Here is a 21523-nt window from a genome sequence, read left to right as displayed (position 1 = left end):
TTACCACGGAAAAAATAGATGAAAATTTTGGCAGATCAAAATATGCCTTTAGTTGAGGAGTATTTTGCTGATTTAGGCAGTGTAACGCGATTTGATGGGCGCAATGCCAAGCCAGAACAAATCGAAGAGGTTGATATTTTGCTGACTCGCTCAGTGACGAAAGTAAACGCTGAGCTATTACAGTATGCTAAAAAGCTAAAATTTGTGGGTACTGCAACCATAGGTATCGACCATATTGATACTGAATTTCTTGATGACAAAGAAATAGCGTTTAGCAGCGCACCTGGTTGTAATGCCATTGCTGTTGCAGAGTATGTGATAAGTGCACTTTATGCCTATGCACAAGAAACATCAACAAGCTTGCAAGGTAAAACGTTAGGTATTGTCGGAGTAGGCAACATTGGTCAGTGTTTACGTGAAAAACTGCAAGGCAGTGGTATCAATTTACTGTTATGTGATCCAATCAAATTTGAAAATGGTGAACTTGAAGAACATATTGAGTTAGACGACCTATTAGCGCAATCTGACATAGTGTCATTTCACGTGCCATTAGTTAAAACAGGTAAACATAAGACCCTGCATTTAATTGATTCAGCGCGTATTGCGAAGTTAAAAGATAATATGCTGGTGATCAATGCGTGCCGAGGCGAAGTCATCGACAATCAAGCACTGCTTGAAAGTATGCAAGCAGGTAAGCACTTGGAGCTGGTGTTAGATGTATGGGAAAACGAACCAAACATTTTAACCGAGTTATTGCCTTTTGTACGCTATAGCAGTGTACATATCGCAGGGCATACTCTTGAGGGCAAGGCTCGTGGTACGCAAATGCTTTATCAAAAAGTATGCGAGTTATTAGGCATCCCAGCAGAGAAACAGTTAAGTGACTTTTTACCAAAACCTGTGATCACAGAAGTCACATTACAAGATAATTTTATCCAAGGCGACTTAGGTCGACTTGTTCATCTGGTTTACGATCTTAGACGAGATGATGGCATTTTAAGAAAGTCACTGTCAGAGAAGGGTTTTGATCACCTTCGTAAGTCTTATCCTGTAAGACGAGAATTCAGTACAGTGACAGTAAAAAATAATGGTAGTCAGTTTGCGGAACAACTCGCAACACTTGGCTTTAAAGTTTCAGAATAGGATGAGGTCAAATGTCTCAGAAATTTAATGTCGCCGTGCTTGGCGCAACAGGCCTTGTGGGTCGTCAAATCATCGAAACATTAGCTGAACGTAAGTTTCCTGTTGATCAGCTTTTCCCGCTTGCAAGCAGCAGAAGTGCGGGTGAAGAAATTGACTTTAACGGTGAAAAAGTGACGGTTTTAGATGTAGAAGAGTTTGACTTTTCGAACGCACATATTGGTTTATTCTCTGCAGGTGGCAGCGTATCAGAAAAATATGCGCCCATCGCTGCAGAAGCGGGCTGTGTTGTAATCGACAATACCTCACATTTCAGATACGACTATGACGTTCCTCTGATTGTGCCTGAAGTAAACGCACATAACTTGGCAGACTTCAGAAATCGTAACATTATTGCAAACCCAAACTGTTCTACGATTCAAATGCTAGTGGCGCTTAAGCCAATTTACGATGCTTATGGGATTGACCGAATTAACGTATCTACATACCAAGCGGTTTCTGGTGCTGGTAAAGAAGCGGTCGATGAGCTGGCAAAGCAAACAGCTAACCTAATGAATGCACGTCCGATGGAAAACGACATTTTCCCTAAGCAAATTGCGTTTAACGTGATCCCGCAAATCGATGCCTTCCAAGAAAATGGCTATACCAAAGAAGAAATGAAAATGGTGTGGGAGACGCAAAAGATCTTAGGTGACAGCTCGGTAATGGTGAATCCAACAGCGGTACGTGTGCCAGTGTTCTTTGGTCATGCTGAAGCCATTCATTTAGAAACGCGTATGCCATATGACCTAGAGCAGGTTAAGCAGTTACTTAACGATGCCTCTGGTGTTGAACTCATTGAAGACGAAAACGATTACCCGACGCCTGTTTCAAACGCTAGTGGTAATGATACTGTGTATGTTGGTCGTTTACGCGCTGATATATCTCACCCACATGGTTTAAACCTATGGGTGGTTTCTGATAACACTCGCAAGGGTGCAGCGACTAACAGCGTGCAAATAGCTGAAGAGTTAGTAAATAACTACCTATAATTCGCAATGAAAAAACCCTGCTTCGGCAGGGTTTTGCCGCTTTTTACAGCTGCCCGTTTAAAAACCAGCCAATATATTGACTATAAACAATATTCTTTGTTCACATCTTCTCATACTTTAGTACGCTCTAGGCACTATTTATCAAAGCTTTGCCATAGATATTCCAATGTAACTGGTTTATAGTTTGCAGTTGGAATAGAGCTTGCAAAAGCCACCATTAGCAATATTTTAATGTTTAGCACGATGTTGGACATGATATCTAAAGGATCAACATGCGCGGTTTAGTGTTTATTTGTTTCTTTGCATTTGCATTGATAACCATACCAGCCTACACACAAGACGGTACCATTTTAAAGGGCCCTAAGAATGCCGATTATGGTCAAATGGGTCGCTCTATTGGCCCAATAAAGCCCTCGGACACTTTGTGGCGAATTGCGCAAAAAATTAGGCCTGATGACGGCTCTGTTACTGTTTATCAAGTAATGAGCGCCCTTTATCGCAAAAACCCCAATGCTTTTTTAGATAAAAACCTAAATCACATGCGCGACGGCGCGTATCTTAAAATACCGACCATTGCAGAAATGCGTCGTGAAAACCCAGCCATTGCAAAGCAGCGCTCTGATCAAGACGATGACTTGTGGGAGCTAAAAAAGAGCGGCATGCTCGACAACCAAACCATTGAAGAAGCACAAAAAAAAGTTACACAAGCGCGAAAAATCGATGTTGATAATGCACAACAGCAACTCACTTCGCAGCTTAAATCATTACAAATGGAGCAAGATGCTAAGTTACAAGAGCTACAATCACAATTTAAGAACTCGGTTCGCAGTGTTGAAGAAATACTAGAAGAAAACAACAAGCTAAAAGGCCAGCTAACAAACATTTCTGAAGAGCTGCAAAATGTTCGCAATCAACTTGGGCAAGATTCTGAAATTCAGCAACAGCTACAGTCGGTCATCGAACTTCAAAACGCCTTGATAGAGCGTCAAAGAGCACAGCAACAAGAAGAACAAAGTGCTGATCTACTTTCAAACCCCGTGATGATTGGGGTGCTTGCAACTTTACCAGCCTTATTAGTCATTGGTGGTTTAGTGATGTTCTTACGTAAACGTAAGAATGCTAATAGCACGGATGATGAAGATGATTTCCTACCCCAGGCACCAGCTGCAGCAGGAGCCGCCGCAGCCGCCGCAGCCGCGGGAGTCGCAGGTGCAGCTGCGGCTGCGGCTGATCCACTAGATTTAGATGTACCGCCGTTAGATAGTAACGTACCAGTTGAAGAGAGCGTACAGCTAGACGATGACATTTTGCCTGAAGATGATGACATTATGTTTGATTCTTTAGATGATGATAGCTTTGAAGCTGGCAATGACACGCTTGATCAAGACGAGCTAGATAGCTTGTTAGGAGACGATGTTGCTTTCGATGATGGTTCTGAAGATGATGATCTAGATGACTTCTTACAGCAGAACTTCGATGCTGACGATTCGCTCGATGATATGGTTGACTTAGATGTTGGTAGTTCAAACAGCGACGATATTTTGAGCTCTGATGACCTTGATGATCTATTTAATGAAACTGATGACTCATCCGATGACGAATTAGACGTGAGTGATGATGCTTTGGCAGCGTTAAGTGAAGAACTTGCCACTGAACAGCAAGAAGATGTCGATATAGATTCAATTTTAGACGAGGCTGCGACAGAAGAGCCTGAAAGTACAGACGAAGACTTTGATTTAGACGATATTGACAGCCTAATTGATGAGGTTGCAGATCAGCCCCCAAAGGATGAAAGTTCTGATGGAACAGATGAAGACTTTGATCTGGATGATATCGATAACCTACTAGATGAAGTTGCACAAACTGATGAGCCTGCCGTTGAGATCAACGATGAAGACGATTTTGATATTGATAATATCGATGATCTTTTAGACGAAGTAGGCGGTACAGCTGAAGAGGCTCCAGATACGACAGGCGATGAATCGCAACAGTTAGATGCTGACGATATTGATAGTTTACTTGATGATGTCGCTTCAGAAGACCTAGATGCCGATAACATAGACGCGCTACTAGATGAAACTCAAGGGCAAGATGAACTTGATAAAGCGCAAACAGAAGAAGCCGATGTTGATTTAGATGACATTGATTCTTTAATAGCAGAATCAAACCAAGATGATTTATCGATTAATGAAGAGCCGTCAGAATCACATGACTTGGATATTGATGATTTAATTGATGAACCAGACTTCGAAGAAGAATTAAAAGAAGAAGCCGTTGAGGAAATTACAGGAGCGAATGACCCTAGCGAAGAAGTTGCATCTTCAGAAGATGACATCGCGCTCGATGATCTAGATGACCTCCTTCAAGATGGCTTAGTGTCAGAATCTTTATCAGATGAAAGCGAGCTTGATGCAGCGCTGGATGAATTAATCGACGAGCCAGATTTTGAAGAAGTATTAAGTGTAGACACAAGTGTAGACTCTGTTGATGTACTTCAAGAGACAACTTCACCTGAAGCAACAGAGGAAATTGTAACTTCAGAAGATGACATCGCACTGGATGAATTAATCGACGAGCCAGACTTTGAAGAAGTATTAAGTGCAGACACCGTTGATGTACTTCAAGAGACAACTACACCTGAAGCAACAGAGGAAGTTGCAACTTCAGATGATGATATTGCACTCGATGATTTAGATGACCTTCTTGAAGATGATTTATTAACAGAACCAACATCTGCAGATGAAAGCGAGCTTGATGCAGCGCTTGATGATTTAATCGACGAGCCAGACTTTGAAGAAGAGTTAAGTGAAGAAACTGTTGATGAAGTTCAAGATACAGCTACAGCTGAAACAACAGAGGAAGTTGTAACTTCAGATGATGATATTGCGCTCGATGATTTAGATGATCTCCTTGAAGATGATTTATCAACAGAACCAACATCAACAAATGAAAACGAGCTTGATGCAGCGCTTGATGATTTAATCGACGAGCCAGACTTTGAAGAAGAGTTAAGTGAGGAAACTGTTGATGAAGTTCAAGATACAGCTACAGCTGAAACAACAGAGGATGTTGTAACTTCAGAAGATGATATCGCACTCGATGATCTAAATGACCTCCTTGAAGATGATTTATTAACAGAACCAACATCTACAGATGAAAACGAGCTTGATGCAGCGCTAGACGAGTTAATCGACGAGCCAGACTTTGAAGAAGAGTTAAGTGAAGAAACTGTTGATGAAGTTCAAGATACAGATACATCTGAAGCAACAGAGGATGTTGTAACTTCAGAAGATGATATCGCACTCGATGATCTAGATGACCTTCTTGAAGATGATTTATTAACAGAACCCACATCAACAGATGAAAGCGAGCTTGATACAGTCCTTGATGACTTAATCGACGAGCCAGACTTTGACAAAGAGTTAAGTGAAGAAACCGTTGATGAAATTCAAGAGACAGCCACACCTGAAACAACTGGGGAAGTTGTAACTTCAGAAGATGACATTGCTCTTGATGAGTTAGGTGGTTCCTTTAAAGGTGATTTAATCGATGAACCAGTTGATGAAGCTCAAGAGTCAATTGAAGAGAAACAAGCCGAAGAATCTACAACGTCTGAAAACGAAATATTAGAGCCTAAACCTATTGAGCAGAGTATTGTTGATGAGCTAAATGCGATGAATCAACATACTTCAATAGATGTTGATGATGACATACCGATGGAGCCAGAAGCTCAAACACCACAGGCCCCTTTGAAAAGCGTTGATGAAATGCTTGAGGAGCTAGAGTCTGAAGCTGAGTGGCAAAATGATGCTGAGTATGACGCAGAAGTGGAGCTGGGTGATGATCCGCTGTCAGATGACATTGATTTATCATCTGAAGAAGAGTTGCCAGAAATTGATGCGGTTACACCTAGTGCTGAATTAGAAAGTTATCCAGAATTAGATTTAGATGAAGAACTGGATGAGGATGTTCTAAATATCAGTGAAACTGAGCAGGAATTATCGCAGGCATTAGAAGCAGGTGTATCATCAAATAGCGCACTTGACGATGATTTACTCACAGATGATGAACTTTCTTTTGATGATTTGTTAGAAGATGATAATGAGCCAGAATTAGTTGGTTTATCTGACACTGATAATGAGCAAGAAGTCGAAGACTTTCCTGAGTTTGATGAAGACGCCACGCTAAAAGCTGCAACAGAAGAACAAGCGCTAGAAATTCAAGATACACCAGCTCAAGAAGAAGCAATTCAGGAAGAAGTTGAGTTGCCTACTGAGGATGAGTTACCTGCTGACAGCATCGAAGATGTGCTTGAGAACGAAGATTTCCCGGAGTTTGACGAAGATGCCGCGCTAGAAGCTGCAACAGAAGAGCAAGCGCTAGAAATTCAAGATACACCAGCCCAAGAAGAAGCACATCAGAAAGAAGTTGAGTTGTCTTCTGAGAATGAGTTACTAGCTGACAGCATCGAAGATGAGCTGGAAATCGAAGACCTCCCAGAGTTTGACGAAGATGCCGCACTAGAGGCTGCAAAAGAAGAACAAGCGCTAGAAATTCAAGATACACCAGCTCAAGAAGAGGCACTTCAAGAAGAAGTTGAGTTGCCTTCTGGAGATGAGTTACTTGCTGACGGCACCGAAGATGTGCATGAAATCGAAGATTTTCCGGAGTTTGATGAAGGTGCCGCGCTAGAAGCTGCAACAGAAGAACAGGCGCTAGAAATTCAAGATACACCAGCTCAAGAAGAGGCACTTCAAGAAGAAGTTGAGTTGCCTTCTGGAGATGAGTTACTTGCTGACGGCACCGAAGATGTGCATGAAGTCGAAGATTTTCCGGAGTTTGATGAAGATGCCGCGCTAGAAGCTGAAACAGAAGAACAAGCGCTAGAAATTCAAGATGCACCAGCTCAAGAAGAGGTACTTCAAGAAGAAGTTGAGTTGCCTTCTGGAGATGAGTTACTTGCTGACGGCACCGAAAATGTGCATGAAATCGAAGATTTTCCGGAGTTTGATGAAGATGCCGCGCTAGAAGCTGCAACAGAAGAACAAGCGCTAGAAATTCAAGATACACCAGCTCAAGATAAAGCCATTCAAGAGGAAGACTCTGAGCTACCAAGCGACGATACGTCAATAGCTGACAGTATTGAAAATGAACTTGAAGGTGATATTCAAACTGAGCAAGCTTTATCGGCTCTTGAAGCAATATCACCAGAGGCGTTTTTAAACGAGCTTGATGATCTTGCTAACAACGAAGAAGTTGAACCACCTATTGAACTAACCATTGATGAAGCGGCGATTGAAGATCAATTTATGTCAGAGATTTCTGATACTGACTTTGACGCTTTGCTCAATGATTTAGCTGAGCCAGATCCAATCGATACAGCATCATTAGATGACGTTGAGCTTAATTTCGATGCGCTATTAAGTGAAGAGTTAAATAAAGATCTTGGCACATTAGATGTTGCAATTGAAAGCGATGAGGTTTCTCAGCCAGACGTTGAAGAATATCTAGAAATTGATGACTTACTCGCAGAAAGTGACGACTTTGAAACAGAAGAAGAGCCTTATCAAGAAGCGAATATGGATGTTGGTTTAGGTGATTTTGATGATTTGCTTGCAGGCGAGAATGCCGCTGATGTTGATTTAGAAGCTGACGGTTTTTCTGCAAAACTAGATTTAGCCAGAGCATATATTGAAATTGAAGACAGTGAGAGTGCACTCGCCATTATTGAAGAAGTGATAAACGCTGGTCCTGAATCAGTCCAAGCTGAAGCGAGCTCACTAAGAGACAAAATACAGCCTTAATGTATACGCTGAGTTTTGGTCATTCAAACAATCAGTAATAAAGGAGGCGTTAGCCTCCTTTATTTTTTCTAGCACTCAGTTCTCTCTTTAATTCAAAGTCGCGATGGCTTAGAATGCTGCGCTAGTCTAGACAGAGGTAATAAATTCATGCGTGTAGCACTTGGTATCGAATATAACGGCGCTCAATACAGTGGTTGGCAAAGACAGTCTCATGTAAACAGTATTCAACAAGAGTTGGAAACAGTTCTGTCTCGCATTTGTAACCATGAAGTCGAAGTGGTGTGTGCAGGTCGAACAGATGCTGGTGTTCATGCTACTGGTCAGGTAGTGCATTTTGATACTCACTCAGAGCGAGATATGAGCGCATTTACGCTAGGTGCTAACTCGCAACTGCCTGACGATATTGCGATCCAGTTTGCGCAAGTGGTCGATGATGAATTTCATGCTCGGTTTAGCGCGACAGCACGCCGTTACCGTTACGTGATTTACAATAATCCTTATCGCCCTGGCATTTTAAGAAGTGGAGTGACGCATTACCACCATCCGCTTGATGAAAAACTGATGCAAGCGGCTTGTCCTGTTATGTTAGGTGAGCAAGACTTTACTTCATTTCGTGCTGTACATTGCCAATCAAACACGCCATTTAGAAAAATGCTGCACTTAAGTGTCGAGCGTGTAGGTAACTTTGTTATCATCGACGTGAAAGCCAATGCCTTTTTACACCATATGGTGAGAAACATAACAGGCACTTTGCTTGATATTGGCACGGGTAAATATCCACCTGAATGGATGGCAGAATTACTTGCACTCAAAGATAGAACTCAAGCAAGTGCAACAGCAAAGCCTAATGGGCTGTATTTAGTCGATGTTGACTACCCTGAACAATGGCAAATTCCTTCGACACCACTTGGTCCCTTATTCTTGCCAGATACTGAGATTGAGTAATTTTATAGCGAAAGCTTGGGTTAGTTAATGAATTATGGCGGCTTATTTAAGACTTATACGACCAGTTTTTTATACCTTTGTCTAATAAATCATGGTTTAATGAGCGCAGTTTGTCTGAATAAATACAGACGCCACAACACAGAATTAGCATAAGAGAATTGCAAATGAGTTGGTTAGAAAAAATCTTACCTAGAACCACCAAATCATCAGGTAATAACAAAAAAGAAGTCCCAGAGGGCGTTTGGGCAAAATGTTCATCATGTGATGCTATTTTATATAAAGCAGAATTAGAGAAGTCACACAACGTATGTCCTAAGTGTGATCACCATATGCGTATTAGCGCACGTCAGCGCCTTGAAATGTTTTTAGACGATGCTGATCGTAAAGAGATTGGCATTGAGCACGAACCACAAGATGTACTTAAATTTAAAGATTCTAAAAAGTACTCTGACAGAATCACAGCTGCGCAAAAAGTAAGTGGCGAAAAAGATGCCCTAGTTGCAATGACAGGTCGTCTTAAAGGTATGCCGGTTGCAGCTGTAGCTTTTGAATTCTCATTCATGGGTGGTTCAATGGCATCAGTGGTAGGTGCACGTTTTGTTGATGCAGTAAACGAATGTTTAGAGCACAACATGCCATTAGTATGTTTCTCAGCATCTGGCGGTGCGCGTATGCAAGAAGCACTTATGTCATTGATGCAAATGGCTAAAACAAGTGCAGCATTGGCTAAAATGAGTGAAAAAGGCTTACCATTTATCTCAGTAATGACCGACCCTACAATGGGTGGTGTATCTGCTTCACTGGCAATGCTTGGTGATATCAATGTTGCAGAACCTAAAGCACTTATTGGTTTCGCAGGTCCTCGTGTTATCGAACAAACAGTTCGTGAAACATTACCTGAAGGTTTTCAACGTTCAGAATTCTTACTAGAGCACGGTGCAATCGACATGATTGTTGACCGTCGTGAAATGCGTGACACACTAGCACGTAATTTAGCGAAGTTTATGGACTTGCCATCTACTGAACAAGAGCATAGAGTAGCGTAAATTTTTTAATTTAAGCTGTTTTTATGTCACAAAATATACCTTGCCAATCATCAAGCCTTGATGATTGGCTTTGTTATTTAGAGCGTGTTCATCCTGCCCATATCGAAATGGGTTTGGAGCGCATCAAACAAGTTGCTGATTCAGTTAATCTTCTCAACTCTTCCTCCAAAATCATCATGATTGCCGGTACTAACGGTAAAGGTACCACCGCACGTTGCTTAGAAAGTCTGCTACTCTCTCAGGGTTACTCAGTAGGTACGTATGCTTCACCACATTTAATTCGTTATAACGAACGTGTTCGTGTAAATGGTAAAGAGTTAGACGATCAATATCATGTTGATGCTTTTGACTTGTTAGAAAAAGGCCGGGGCGAAACACCCCTGACTTATTTTGAATTTGGTACGCTTGGCGCTCTGGCGATTTTTAAACGCTGCGAAGTCGATTATGTCTTACTTGAAGTGGGTTTGGGCGGTCGATTCGATGCTACAAATATTGTCGAGCCGATTGCAAGCGTTATTACAACCATCGACCTTGACCATAAAGAGTACTTAGGCGATACGCGTGAATTAGTTGGCTATGATAAAGCAGGTATTTTCCGTGCTAATAAACCTGCGGTAGTGGGTGATCTAAATATTCCACATACAGTGACAGAGTATGGTGATGAGATTTCAGCTGAGCTCATACTCTCTAAGCGAGACTTTTTCTTTGAACCAAAACAATCATCGTTTGTTTGGCGTTATAAATCGCATTCGTTTGAGTTTGAAAAGCTAAGTATTCCGGCACAAAATGTCGCCACAGCTTTGACATTACTGGCTCGTTTAGAGTTACTTCCTGAGCTATCAGTGATTGAAAAATGTTTAGCTGATTTAAAAGTAGAAGGCCGCTTTCAAAAGCTAAGTAACTCACCAATAGTATTTACTGATGTTGCTCATAACCCTGAATCAGCACGCTATCTAAAGCAAAAATTAGTAGAGTTGAAGCAGCAAGGGTTTAAAATACATGCATTAATCGCTATGCTTGCTGATAAAGATAAAGCCAGTGTAATCAATGAAGTGTCTGAACTAATTGATTTTTGGTCATTAGCGTCTTTAGATGGTCCACGTGCAGAGCGAGCATCGAACTTGTTACCTTTGCTATCGCAAGAACAACAGCAAAGCGCAAACATGTTTGATTCGGTCCATATGGCACTCGATAGTCAGTTACCGCAACTTGATGATCAAACGGCAATGATTGTATTTGGCTCCTTCTTTACTGTTGCAGAAGCAATTCAGTATTGGCAAAAATAGAGAGATAAGCTGTGAACTCAGGATTTTTAAACCGTTTAGTGGGTACTAGTATTGTGGTGGTTGCCGCCATCATTTTTATACCGAATATTCTTGATGGTGAAAAGGTTCACTTCAAAGACGGTTTTAAAACTATTCCTGAACGCCCTGAGTTCACTACGATTGAAATTCAGCAAGAGATTGACGCAAAAGCTGAGTTTGCCCCTGAGATTAAACCTGAAGCTCTGTATGATGAGATTGCACTTGACGCTGAGGCAGCCTCTACAGAAAAAGCGGATAGCTCAAAAATCAAAGAAGTTGTGAACACAGCGACAAACGATTCAAGCTCACAACCAATACAATTTGTTGAAGAGGCAAAACCAGAGGTTGAAGTTGTAAAATCTCAACAGCAAGTAGTAGAGGCAGAAATAGCACCTTTGCAACGTTCAGAGGAATCTAACTTAACCAGCATGGCGTACGTCATACAGCTGGGCAGTTTTTCTCATAAAGCCAATGTTGAAGCATTGATGAAAAAACTAAAGAACGCAGGTTTTACCGCATTTACCCGACCCATTAAAACGCGCAATGGGGAGTTAACCAAAGTATTCGTTGGTCCTCAGTTAGATAAGACTGATTTAGAACAAAAATTGCCAGAGTTAGAAAAGCTTACAAAACTAAAAGGCCGACTAACCCAATTCGATATAACAAAATGATCTGGTAATTGACCCTTGGCTCTTATAGAATGCGCCCCAAATTAACGACTTGTTGGTTATTATGAACTGGGTTGATTACGCGATTCTCGGTATAGTTGGTCTTTCCACCTTATTCGGACTAATGCGAGGCTTTGTAAAAGAAGCAATGTCATTGGTTGTATGGATCAGCGCATTCTTCATTTCTAGTTTATTCTATCAATATCTAGCAACCTTCCTTACATCCATTTCAGAACCCCTTTTAAGAAATGCGGCCGCAATTGCCATATTATTTTTTGCGACCATACTGTTGGGTGGGCTTGTTAATTATATTTTGTCAGAACTTGTACAACGTACAGGTCTGTCAGGCACCGACCGTATCATAGGTATTGTGTTTGGTGCACTTCGAGGTGTATTAGTCGTTAGCGCCTTACTGTTTTTTCTGGATGCGTTTACCGGTGCACCCGATGCACCTTGGTGGACAGCATCAACTTTGATCCCTGAATTTAGTTTTGTTATTGAGTGGTTTTTCTCTTACTTAGAAGACAACTCTAGCTTTTTAAATTCAGTGAACCGTTAATCGGAAACCGTTAATCGGCGAGGAAAAATTTAATGTGTGGTATCGTTGGTATAGTCGCAACATCTCCTGTTAATCAGGCTTTGTATGACGGCTTAACTGTTTTGCAACACCGTGGGCAAGATGCAGCAGGCATCATCACTATCGATAACAATACGTTTAGCTTAAGAAAAGCAAACGGTCTTGTTAAAGATGTGTTTCATACCCGCCATATGAAGCGCCTTCAAGGCAATATTGGTATCGGCCATGTGCGTTACCCAACTGCAGGCTCTTCAAGTTCTGCAGAAGCACAGCCATTTTATGTAAACTCTCCATTTGGTATTGCCTTAGCGCACAATGGTAACCTAACAAACGCAGAAGCGCTTAAAGAGTTATTATTTAGCCAAGCTCGCCGCCATGTAAACACCACTTCAGATTCTGAAATTCTTTTAAACATCTTAGCGCATCAACTTTGCAAATCAGGTAAGTTAAAACTTGAGGCTGAAGATATGTTCAGTGCAATCTCAAATGTGAATGAGCTAGTTGTAGGTGGCTACGCAAGTATTGCGATGATCATTGGTCACGGTATTGTGGCTTTCCGTGATCCGAAAGGTATTCGTCCACTTGTATATGGTAAGCGTGAAACTGAAAGCGGCACTGAGTATATGTTTGCTTCTGAAAGCGTGGCACTTAAAGCTGATGGCTTTGAATTTGTCCGTGACGTAGCGCCTGGTGAAGCAATTTACGTGACTGAAGATGGTCAACTATTCTCTCAAATGTGTGCTGTTAATACACAACATGCGCCGTGTATTTTTGAGTTTGTATACTTCGCACGTCCTGACTCTGTAATCGATAACATGTCAGTTTACGCGACACGTGTAAATATGGGCACAAAGTTAGGTGAGAAGATCGCACGCGAATGGGCTGATAAAGACATCGATGTGGTTATTCCAATCCCTGAAACGTCATGTGATGTTGCGCTAGAAATAGCAACGGTTTTAGACAAGCCATACCGTCAAGGCTTCGTTAAAAACCGCTATATCGGTCGAACATTCATCATGCCGGGTCAAGAAATGCGTAAGAAATCGGTTCGTCGTAAACTAAATGCGATCGACAGAGAATTTGAAGGTAAAAACGTATTACTTGTAGATGACTCAATTGTACGTGGTACAACTTCAGCTCAGATCGTTGAGATGGCTCGTGAAGCAGGCGCGAAAAACGTATACTTTGCTTCAGCTGCTCCAGAAGTTCGTTTCCCGAACGTATATGGTATCGACATGCCATCAGCTGCAGAACTAATTGCACACGGTCGTGAAGTAGATGATATCAACCAGAGTATTGGTTCAGACGGCTTAATCTATCAATCTATTGAAGATCTTATCGCTGCAGTTCGTCAAGAAAACCCAGATGTAACAGAATTCGAAACATCAGTATTTGATGGTCAGTACATCACAGGTGATATCGATCAAGAATACCTAAATCGTATTGATGCGTTACGTAATGACTCTGCAAAATCGACACGTGAGCAAGCAATGTCTGCTTCACTTGAGTTACATAACCAAGAAGAGTCAGAAGGCGAGTAATTATTTAATTATTCACTTTTATTAGACATATAAAAAGGAGCGATTATTCGCTCCTTTTAACTTTTGGATAAAAGCAAAAATTTAGGGACTCAACAGAGTACCCTAACTAAAGGTAGGGCTAATTATGCCATTAGTCCATAAAATAGCCGTTCCAGCCATAATAATTACAATTAAGACCAATCCACAAGTCACTACAGAGCTGGCATAGATAAAGCCTCGCTCCTCAGGGATGTGCATTAAAATAGGCACACCGGTATAAAGTAAGTAAACAGAGTAAGCCAGTGCGGCCATACCGACAGTCACTACAAACCATAACTCAGGAAAAACAGCAGAAACAGCTGACATAAATAACGGCGTAGCTGTATAAGCTGCAAGTTCTAATGTTTGTGTATACGTTGGCTTAGCTCCGAATGTAACCGCCATCCAATGCGCTAAATAGGCTAGAGCAAATACCCCCATAATCAGTGCAAAATACATAGCGACACCAATCAATAAGGCACTTTCATGTGTTAGAAATGCGACGTCTGATGTGCCGATGCGCCAGCCAATGTGTACAGAAGAAATGTATCCCATAATACTTGGGATTAATGCGATAAGCGCGATATGAGATAAACTATACTTCATGCTCTCATGACGATTATCTATGGTTTGCCACTCTTCGAGTGGGTGAGCGTACAAGCCCCATAAATGATTTAAAATCATAAGGCCTCCTTATCAGAATTTGGCAAAGGGTGTGTGTTTTTTATACATCTTTCATAGTTATTTATGCGTAAGAAGCATTTCTTTGTCAAGGAATGGTTAAACTTTCGTCTAATTGAAAAGTTTTGAATTCTTTGAACGCAATAATCTTCCTTTGATCCAATGCATTAGCCTGAGCGAGTTTTATGATACAATTGGCGATAATTTTTATTTAAGTCACTTTGAGAGTCAGCCTTGGATAAGCTTTTAGAGCCAATAAATCAATTCTTGCAATGCGAAACCCCAACTAGTTGGATTGAAGCAGCAAAAGACCCTAAAAACCTACCAGTCATTTTAATTGACCATATGGTCTGCGAGCTAAAAGCAGCGCAATCTGCTATGTATTTAATTCGTAAATATGCAGTAGATAAAGACAGTGGCACGGCGCTTCTAGAATGGCTTAAGCCCTATGAAGATTTTACCTATCGTAAAACAGGCAGTTGGCAAGACTTAGCTGATTGCAATAAGCTGAATAAATCTATGGTGCCTAAAGCACAGACCGCTTATGGCCAAGATTTAATTGATAAAATGGTCTTGCTTATCAAAGAAGAGTTACATCACTTTTATCAAGTATTAGAGATAATGCATGACTGCGGCGTTGAATACGAATATTGCGCATCAAGCCGTTACGCAAGTGGACTACTTAAACATGTTCGCACTTATGAGCCTGAAAAACTCATCGACAAACTGATCTGTGGCGCTTATATCGAAGCCCGCTCTTGTGAGCGATTCGCAAAATTGGCTCCACATGTAGATAAAAAGCTCGGTGATTTTTATGTGTCTTTACTTCGTTCTGAAGCGCGTCATTATCAGGACTACCTGACACTGGCAGAAGAAATTGCAGGTAAAGACATCTCTGAGCGCGTCGCATTTTTTGGTGAAGTAGAAGCTGAATTGATAGCCTCTCCTGATGAAGACTTTAAATTCCATTCAGGTGCGCCGACGTTAGCTTAAAAAGGCTTAATTAAAAGACAGATTAAAGGGACTAAATGTCAAAAGCGATTGTTTTACTAGGCGGACCAAATAATGCTCAAGGGGAGTTGTCTGAAATTGTCAAATCACGATGTAAGACAACTTTCGAATACCATTTAAATTATCCAGAGTTAAAGATCCTTTGTACTGGCGGGTTTGGTGCGCATTTTAATGTGACTGAACAGGCCCATGCAGACTACGTAAAGGCTTACTTAACAGCGTTGGGTGTCCCCGATACTCAATTTTTACCCATTGCCGAAAGCCGTTTTACGCTAGAAGATGCTTTGCTTGCAAAGCCAATCCTAAAACAGGCAGCGATTTCTGAAGTTGTACTGATCACTTCGAGTTTTCATATGAAAAGAGCAAAGTACATTTTCAACCGTCTTTGTCCTGAACTTTTGCTTGAATGTGTCGAAGCACCAACGCCTGTTTGTGATCATGAACTAGAAAAGTTATTAGCACATGAAGTAAAGGCGTTACAAAGAGAAGCTAAAAATATAGATACATTATTGGCTAGTGCTGATACCAATGCTCAATAACCTTGGTCATCTCGAGGATAAAGCCTAGGTCGCTCTATTCAGATTCTACATAGGGTAGTTATCAGTTAAAAGGGCTACCTTGATACAGCGTTTGCTCATTATCAGTGACAACTAAATAAGAGCTTTGCGAATACCAATCACCGAGTACGGTTCTGGTTAAGATGTCGCCATTGTTTTCAATTGTGTGCACATTTGGTCTGTGTGTATGACCGTGGATCATGTGTTTTACATGGTGTTTCGCAAACATGTCCAAAACTGCATCAGCAGTCACATCTAGAATATCTAATGGCTTGCCTTTTTGGCTCTCAATACTTTTTTGGCGCGCTTGTTTGGCGACTTTTCTTCTATAACTGAGTGGCATGGCTAGCATTAGTTTAGGCCACCACCAGCCTCGACTTTTCTTACGAAATTTTTGATAGGCAATGTCTTGTGTACACATTTCATCACCATGCAATATCACTGTAGGCGTACCGTATAAATCAATGACTTGTTGTTCAGGTAGTAATGTTATACCTGCTTGCTTGGCATATTTCTTCCCAAGTAAAAAATCTCGATTACCATGGGTAAAAAAGACTGAAATGCCTTTGTCTGACAAAGATTTCAACAGAGAGGCAACTTCGTCGGTTAGGGCTGTATGACCATCATCTCCTATCCATACTTCAAAAAAATCTCCAAGAATATACAAAGCATCGACGTCATCAGTCATGTGCATTTCAAGAAAAAGCTTGAATGCATTGGTGATATCAGGTCGGTCTTCGGTTAAGTGTAAGTCAGATATAAAGTAGGTTTTGCGAGATGCCATTCAAAAAGCCTAGAAAGAAAATGAATAGTGAGAGTGAAAAAGACAAGGCTAGATGCATACCTAGCCTTAATTGCTTAACACTCAGATTTAAGCAACAGTCACTTTCTCGATGATCACATCTTCAAGTGGTACGTCTTGGTGGAAGCCCGCAGAACCTGTAGCAACAGATTTGATCTTGTTTACGATGTCCATGCCTTCTACAACTTCACCGAATACACAGTAACCCCAACCTTGCGAAGTTTCGCTAGAGAAGTTTAAGAAGTCATTGTCGTTCACGTTGATGAAGAACTGAGCTGTTGCTGAGTGTGGATCTGGTGTACGCGCCATAGCAAGTGTACCAGTTTTATTGCTCAGACCATTGTTTGCTTCATTTTGAATTGGAGCTTGTACAGACTTTTGTTCCATACCTTGAGCGAAACCACCACCTTGAACCATGAAACCGTCGATTACGCGGTGGAAGATAGTGCCGTCATAAAAACCTGACTTTGCATAGTTTAAAAAGTTTTCAACTGTTGCAGGCGCTTCTTCTGCAAAAAGGTTTACTTTGATTTCACCAAAGTTTGTTTGAAGTACAACCATTGTGGTTACCTATTCGATATATGTTTATTAAAGGAATGTATTTTATAGGAGAATATAAATAGGTTAAAGCTTTGTGTTAATGGCGTATTTATCGGGAAATAGCTGCAATCGGGTATAGAGCAGGGCGAATTCAAGTGTTATGATTGCGGCTTATGTCTATTATTGGATTAGGAAACAGACTCAATGTTGCAGATATACAACACACTTACTCGTGAAAAAGCGCCGTTTAAACCTCTTGTCGAAGGCAAAGTCGACATGTATGTGTGTGGTATCACCATTTATGATTTCTGCCACGTGGGTCACGCGCGTACTTATGTTTCATTCGATGTGATGAATCGCTACCTACGTTATTTAGGGTTTGATGTAACGTATGTACGTAACATCACCGATGTAGACGACAAAATTATTAAGCGCGCAGCTGAAAATAATGAAGAGATTAACGACTTAACGGTGCGTATGACTAAATCAATGCACGAAGACTTCGAAGCATTGAATATGTTACCTGCTGATATTGAGCCTACGGTAACGGGTCATATGAATGAGATCATCGAAATGATCGAACGCCTTGTTGAGAAGAAACACGCCTACGTTGCGCAAAACGGCGATGTATTATTTGATGTGTCTACATTTGAACAATACGGGCAATTGTCTCAGCAAGATTTAGATATGCTGCAAGCGGGTGCACGAGTTGAAGTCGCTGAAGGCAAAGATGACCCTCTAGATTTCGTACTTTGGAAAAAAGCCAAAGCAGGTGAACCTTCTTGGTCATCACCTTGGGGCGAAGGTCGTCCTGGCTGGCACATCGAATGTAGTGCAATGAGCCAGAAACATTTAGGTGAGCACTTTGATATTCATGGTGGTGGTTCAGACTTACAGTTTCCGCACCATGAGAATGAAATTGCCCAGTCATGCTGCGCGAATAACGGTAACTACGTGAATACTTGGATCCATACAGGTATGGTGCAAGTAAATAAAGAGAAGATGTCTAAATCGTTGGGTAACTTCTTTACTGTTCGTGAAGTTTTAAAGCAATACGACCGCGAAACTGTACGTTACTTTTTAATTAACGGTCACTATCGTAGCCAGCTTAACTACTCACAAGAAAACCTAGATCAAGCACGTTCTTCTCTTGAGCGTATTTATACAGCGTTACGTGGTGTAGAGCTCGTTGAAGTTGATTATAAGCAAACAGAGTTTGCCAAGCGTTTTGAAACAGCGATGAACGATGACTTCAATACACCAGAAGCGCTGCCAGTCATCTTTGAATTAGCAAAAGAAGTGAACTTGCTAAAAGAAAAGGATGCAATAGCGGCGGGCGAGCACGCGTTTATTCTTGTTAAGTTAGCTGAAGTGCTAGGTATTGCACAGCAACAGCCAGAGCAATTCTTACAAGGCGACCAAGACGACGAAGAAGTTGCTAAGATTGAGGCGTTAATTGAGCAGCGCCTAACAGCGCGTGCCAATAAAGATTGGGCGGCTGCGGATGCGGCGCGTGATGCGTTAACGGCGATGGGTGTTGTACTTGAAGACAGTGCAGGTAAAACAACTTGGCGTAAAGCATAAATCTAAATCAGCTATTAGCTAAAAACATAAAAAAGGCTCGATATTGATATATTGAGCCTTTTTTATGTTTGCCTTAAAGTTAATAAGAACTCTTTTTATTTTTTAGTATGATAAATCATTGTCTAATGAAGTACCTAAAGGGTGTTTCAATTATGAAACTGCTCTGTTACTATGCTGTTAATTTCAGTCATCTGTGACTCAACTCTTAAAATTGTTTTATTGAAAAGCTTAGGACCTAGCTTTTCATGGATAGGAAATAATGAAAGCAACTGAGCGCAAAAGGAAAACCTTTAGCTTCAAGGTTGAAGCGCAACGATTCGTACGTCAAATTAGGCAAGAGTTAGGCTTAAGCCAAGCTGAGCTTGCTAAACGTATGATATCTGAGTGCGACCAATCAACTATCTCAAATTGGGAAAGTGGTAAGAACGAAATTCCCCTCAGTAAATTTATCGACATACTGTTGATCAGTGGTCGCGATCCTGCCTCATACTTTGATATTTTCGGTAAGAAAAATGACAAAGAAAATAAGAATAATAAAGATGTTGAAGAGGTGAAATAATGACTATTCCACATTTAGATTGGTTAGGCCCAATTGTTTGCCTTTTTACTTTAGCTTTAACTTGGAAAGATATAAATATTAGGTACTTGTTACTTTGCTGTTTATTATCCTCAGTTATAGGTTTATCAACATTAAGCTGGGCAATGACGAAGCCAATATTGTTTTATCTATGGTCTATGAGTATGTCAGGACTGTTTTTTATATTTGTTTTTGGTAGACGGTATTGGGCTTATAAATTCCAAAAGATCAGTTTTTTTACAAAAGCTTATGAACAACATAGATATACACTTCAAGAAGCTACACTACTAATTGTTAGCCTTATTTGTATATTTAGTAATTTTATTACATTTATTGAAGTGTATTTGTATTGGATAGACTGGCTAGACAATGCCTATTACAAACTTTATGTACGAGACTTTCTTCAGAAATTTATGATAGTTATCTCAACACTGGTTTGTTTTTCACTTGTATTTAAATCTAATAGAAAATATATCAAAAACATAAAGTCTGAAGAGGAAGATAAAGAATGGAATTAAGTAAACAAAGCTTAAGGCTAATTTTTGGCGGTGGTATCATTGTTAGTGGTTCAGATTCTCCTGAACTGCCAAAGAAGAGTCAAGCAGTTGAACCGAATCAAGTTGAATCATCTTCATCTGATCCAACTGCTCCTGTGGTACCACCTAAGCCTTAACTTAAGCAGTTCTTAAACAAAATAAAAAAGCCGTTCGCTTCGAACAGCTTTTTTATTTTTTAACCATTTATTAATCATCAAAAAGATGTTTAATCTAGTCGTTATTCTTTATCATTACCACCCGTTGCGGGAACGGTATTTCAATATCAGCGGCTTTAATCTGCGCATAGATTTGTTGGTTAATATCGAGCTTAGTATCAATCAGCTCGGTAGTGGGTGCCCAATAGCGGTAGCTGATAATCACCGCGCTATCATCGAAGCGCTCTATGCCAATTTTAGCATGCGGCTCATTTGCAACTTTGCCATGAGCAGAGAGAATATTTTTAATAACGTTGATGGCTTTATCGCTGTCTTCACTGTACGCAATGCCGATTTCACCCATTACTAATGAATTATTAAATGAGTTGTGTAACACTTCACCAACGATGTGCTTGTTAGGAATGGTGATCTCGACGTTTTCTTCATTGATTAAAATGGTATGGCCCAGCTCTATCATTTTAACCTGACCAGATTCACCCTTAACAGAAATCGTATCACCGACAACAAATGGTCGCGTAGCAATTATCGCAAGGCCCGACCCATAGTTTGAAAGCATTCCCTGTAAAGCCAAGCCTGCACCGAGTGATGCTGCACCTATCGCAGCAACAAACGGCGTAATACTGATCCCGAGTTTTCCGAGGGCAATAACCACAAACATCACAATAAGCAGCACTTTCACCACATTGGCAATAAAGTTGGTTAATGCAATATCAATATTATGCTTTAGTAATAAACGTTCCACCGTTTTAGAGAGCTTCTTAGAAACCCACAAACCAACTATGAGGATTAAGATTGCAGCAGCCACTTGCATGCTGTAGTTGACTAAATAATCTTTAATAATGGTGTAGTAACGTTCAACTTGTTCTATTTCTTGTTGGATCACGATCAATACCTAATAAATTTAAAACAAATAATGGAGTTAATGAGAGGTTAGCATAAGAAATAAAATAACCCATTGTTTTATAATACTTATGAGTTGCTTTAT

At 40.7% G+C, this 21523-nt stretch carries 19 protein-coding genes; 15 read left to right on the top strand and 4 right to left on the bottom strand.

The annotated features are described in order from the left end of the window. Nucleotides 1-18: 18 nt before the first annotated feature. From ACGHEH_RS01195 to purF, 9 genes are all read left to right on the top strand, one after another. Nucleotides 19-1143, top strand: a complete 1125-nt coding sequence (locus ACGHEH_RS01195; protein WP_390441049.1) for a 4-phosphoerythronate dehydrogenase — start codon at nucleotides 19-21, stop codon at nucleotides 1141-1143. Between the two features lie 11 nt (nucleotides 1144-1154). Further along, nucleotides 1155-2171, top strand: a complete 1017-nt coding sequence (locus ACGHEH_RS01190; RefSeq protein WP_390441047.1) for an aspartate-semialdehyde dehydrogenase — start codon at nucleotides 1155-1157, stop codon at nucleotides 2169-2171. Between the two features lie 272 nt (nucleotides 2172-2443). Then, nucleotides 2444-7975 (top strand): FimV/HubP family polar landmark protein, encoded by a 5532-nt coding sequence (locus ACGHEH_RS01185; RefSeq protein ID WP_390441044.1) that lies wholly within the window; start codon nucleotides 2444-2446, stop codon nucleotides 7973-7975. 147 nt (nucleotides 7976-8122) lie between these two features. Continuing rightward, nucleotides 8123-8920, top strand: coding sequence for a tRNA pseudouridine(38-40) synthase TruA (gene truA / locus ACGHEH_RS01180; protein WP_138480924.1), 798 nt, complete (start codon nucleotides 8123-8125; stop codon nucleotides 8918-8920). A gap of 164 nt (nucleotides 8921-9084) precedes the next feature. After that, nucleotides 9085-9966 (top strand): acetyl-CoA carboxylase, carboxyltransferase subunit beta, encoded by an 882-nt coding sequence (accD, locus tag ACGHEH_RS01175; protein ID WP_138480922.1) that lies wholly within the window; start codon nucleotides 9085-9087, stop codon nucleotides 9964-9966. Between the two features lie 23 nt (nucleotides 9967-9989). After that, a complete protein-coding gene (gene folC, locus ACGHEH_RS01170; protein WP_390441042.1) occupies nucleotides 9990-11252 on the top strand; it encodes a bifunctional tetrahydrofolate synthase/dihydrofolate synthase in 1263 nt (420 codons plus the stop codon). An 11-nt stretch (nucleotides 11253-11263) separates the two neighbouring features. Then, nucleotides 11264-11941 (top strand): SPOR domain-containing protein, encoded by a 678-nt coding sequence (locus ACGHEH_RS01165; protein WP_390441040.1) that lies wholly within the window; start codon nucleotides 11264-11266, stop codon nucleotides 11939-11941. Between the two features lie 61 nt (nucleotides 11942-12002). Further along, nucleotides 12003-12497: a CvpA family protein gene (locus ACGHEH_RS01160; protein WP_058030237.1), complete on the top strand. Its 495-nt coding sequence runs from the start codon at nucleotides 12003-12005 to the stop codon at nucleotides 12495-12497. Nucleotides 12498-12529: 32 nt separating this feature from the next. Continuing rightward, nucleotides 12530-14056 (top strand): amidophosphoribosyltransferase, encoded by a 1527-nt coding sequence (gene purF / locus ACGHEH_RS01155; RefSeq protein ID WP_390441038.1) that lies wholly within the window; start codon nucleotides 12530-12532, stop codon nucleotides 14054-14056. A 102-nt stretch (nucleotides 14057-14158) separates the two neighbouring features. Here purF and ACGHEH_RS01150 read toward each other — a convergent pair whose 3' ends face one another. Continuing rightward, on the bottom strand, nucleotides 14159-14758 hold the full coding sequence (locus tag ACGHEH_RS01150) for a Yip1 family protein (protein ID WP_349286235.1): 600 nt from the start codon (nucleotides 14756-14758) through the stop codon (nucleotides 14159-14161). A 231-nt stretch (nucleotides 14759-14989) separates the two neighbouring features. Here ACGHEH_RS01150 and miaE point away from each other — a divergent pair, with 231 nt between their 5' ends. Both miaE and ACGHEH_RS01140 read left to right on the top strand, forming a co-directional pair. Next, a complete protein-coding gene (miaE, locus tag ACGHEH_RS01145) occupies nucleotides 14990-15748 on the top strand; it encodes a tRNA isopentenyl-2-thiomethyl-A-37 hydroxylase MiaE (protein WP_390441035.1) in 759 nt (252 codons plus the stop codon). Between the two features lie 35 nt (nucleotides 15749-15783). After that, nucleotides 15784-16305 (top strand): YdcF family protein, encoded by a 522-nt coding sequence (locus tag ACGHEH_RS01140; RefSeq protein WP_390441033.1) that lies wholly within the window; start codon nucleotides 15784-15786, stop codon nucleotides 16303-16305. 61 nt (nucleotides 16306-16366) lie between these two features. Here ACGHEH_RS01140 and ACGHEH_RS01135 read toward each other — a convergent pair whose 3' ends face one another. Together ACGHEH_RS01135 and ACGHEH_RS01130 are read right to left on the bottom strand one after the other, a co-directional pair. After that, nucleotides 16367-17107, bottom strand: coding sequence for a UDP-2,3-diacylglucosamine diphosphatase (locus ACGHEH_RS01135; protein WP_390441031.1), 741 nt, complete (start codon nucleotides 17105-17107; stop codon nucleotides 16367-16369). Between the two features lie 87 nt (nucleotides 17108-17194). Continuing rightward, nucleotides 17195-17686: a peptidylprolyl isomerase gene (locus ACGHEH_RS01130; RefSeq protein WP_058030227.1), complete on the bottom strand. Its 492-nt coding sequence runs from the start codon at nucleotides 17684-17686 to the stop codon at nucleotides 17195-17197. Between the two features lie 183 nt (nucleotides 17687-17869). Between ACGHEH_RS01130 and cysS the strand changes: the two genes are divergently transcribed. From cysS to ACGHEH_RS01110, 4 genes are all read left to right on the top strand, one after another. Beyond that, nucleotides 17870-19249 carry a cysteine--tRNA ligase gene (gene cysS / locus ACGHEH_RS01125; protein ID WP_390441028.1) on the top strand — a complete coding sequence of 460 codons (1380 nt, stop codon included), beginning with the start codon at nucleotides 17870-17872 and terminating at the stop codon, nucleotides 19247-19249. Nucleotides 19250-19508: 259 nt separating this feature from the next. Further along, on the top strand, nucleotides 19509-19808 hold the full coding sequence (locus tag ACGHEH_RS01120; protein WP_349286229.1) for a helix-turn-helix transcriptional regulator: 300 nt from the start codon (nucleotides 19509-19511) through the stop codon (nucleotides 19806-19808). Further along, complete coding sequence (locus ACGHEH_RS01115) at nucleotides 19808-20344, top strand: hypothetical protein (RefSeq protein ID WP_390441025.1); 537 nt, start codon at nucleotides 19808-19810, stop codon at nucleotides 20342-20344. Before ACGHEH_RS01120 ends, ACGHEH_RS01115 begins: the two co-directional genes overlap by 1 nt. Further along, nucleotides 20335-20499, top strand: coding sequence for a hypothetical protein (locus ACGHEH_RS01110; RefSeq protein ID WP_349286227.1), 165 nt, complete (start codon nucleotides 20335-20337; stop codon nucleotides 20497-20499). Before ACGHEH_RS01115 ends, ACGHEH_RS01110 begins: the two co-directional genes overlap by 10 nt. A gap of 94 nt (nucleotides 20500-20593) precedes the next feature. On the opposite strand, the gene ACGHEH_RS01105 is transcribed toward ACGHEH_RS01110, so the two are convergent. Then, nucleotides 20594-21421 (bottom strand): mechanosensitive ion channel family protein, encoded by an 828-nt coding sequence (locus tag ACGHEH_RS01105; RefSeq protein WP_390441023.1) that lies wholly within the window; start codon nucleotides 21419-21421, stop codon nucleotides 20594-20596. Between the last annotated feature and the right edge of the window lie 102 nt (nucleotides 21422-21523).

It is taken from the genome of Pseudoalteromonas sp. MTN2-4, from assembly GCF_042848605.1.
Classification (GTDB): Bacteria; Pseudomonadota; Gammaproteobacteria; order Enterobacterales; family Alteromonadaceae; genus Pseudoalteromonas.
Note: the sequence above shows the minus strand (reverse complement) of the source record. Positions and strands in the feature narration are given on the sequence as shown.

Coding starts and splice junctions, on each gene's coding strand:
- ACGHEH_RS01120 (WP_349286229.1), top strand. CDS start 19,509: ATGAAAGCAACTGAGCGCAAAAGGAAAACCTTTAGCTTCAAGGTTGAA.
- ACGHEH_RS01190 (WP_390441047.1), top strand. CDS start 1,155: ATGTCTCAGAAATTTAATGTCGCCGTGCTTGGCGCAACAGGCCTTGTG.
- ACGHEH_RS01130 (WP_058030227.1), bottom strand. CDS start 17,686: ATGGTTGTACTTCAAACAAACTTTGGTGAAATCAAAGTAAACCTTTTT.
- ACGHEH_RS01135 (WP_390441031.1), bottom strand. CDS start 17,107: ATGGCATCTCGCAAAACCTACTTTATATCTGACTTACACTTAACCGAA.
- cysS (WP_390441028.1), top strand. CDS start 17,870: ATGTTGCAGATATACAACACACTTACTCGTGAAAAAGCGCCGTTTAAA.
- ACGHEH_RS01185 (WP_390441044.1), top strand. CDS start 2,444: ATGCGCGGTTTAGTGTTTATTTGTTTCTTTGCATTTGCATTGATAACC.
- ACGHEH_RS01160 (WP_058030237.1), top strand. CDS start 12,003: ATGAACTGGGTTGATTACGCGATTCTCGGTATAGTTGGTCTTTCCACC.
- ACGHEH_RS01140 (WP_390441033.1), top strand. CDS start 15,784: ATGTCAAAAGCGATTGTTTTACTAGGCGGACCAAATAATGCTCAAGGG.
- folC (WP_390441042.1), top strand. CDS start 9,990: ATGTCACAAAATATACCTTGCCAATCATCAAGCCTTGATGATTGGCTT.
- ACGHEH_RS01115 (WP_390441025.1), top strand. CDS start 19,808: ATGACTATTCCACATTTAGATTGGTTAGGCCCAATTGTTTGCCTTTTT.
- accD (WP_138480922.1), top strand. CDS start 9,085: ATGAGTTGGTTAGAAAAAATCTTACCTAGAACCACCAAATCATCAGGT.
- ACGHEH_RS01110 (WP_349286227.1), top strand. CDS start 20,335: ATGGAATTAAGTAAACAAAGCTTAAGGCTAATTTTTGGCGGTGGTATC.
- ACGHEH_RS01150 (WP_349286235.1), bottom strand. CDS start 14,758: ATGATTTTAAATCATTTATGGGGCTTGTACGCTCACCCACTCGAAGAG.
- purF (WP_390441038.1), top strand. CDS start 12,530: ATGTGTGGTATCGTTGGTATAGTCGCAACATCTCCTGTTAATCAGGCT.
- truA (WP_138480924.1), top strand. CDS start 8,123: ATGCGTGTAGCACTTGGTATCGAATATAACGGCGCTCAATACAGTGGT.
- ACGHEH_RS01195 (WP_390441049.1), top strand. CDS start 19: ATGAAAATTTTGGCAGATCAAAATATGCCTTTAGTTGAGGAGTATTTT.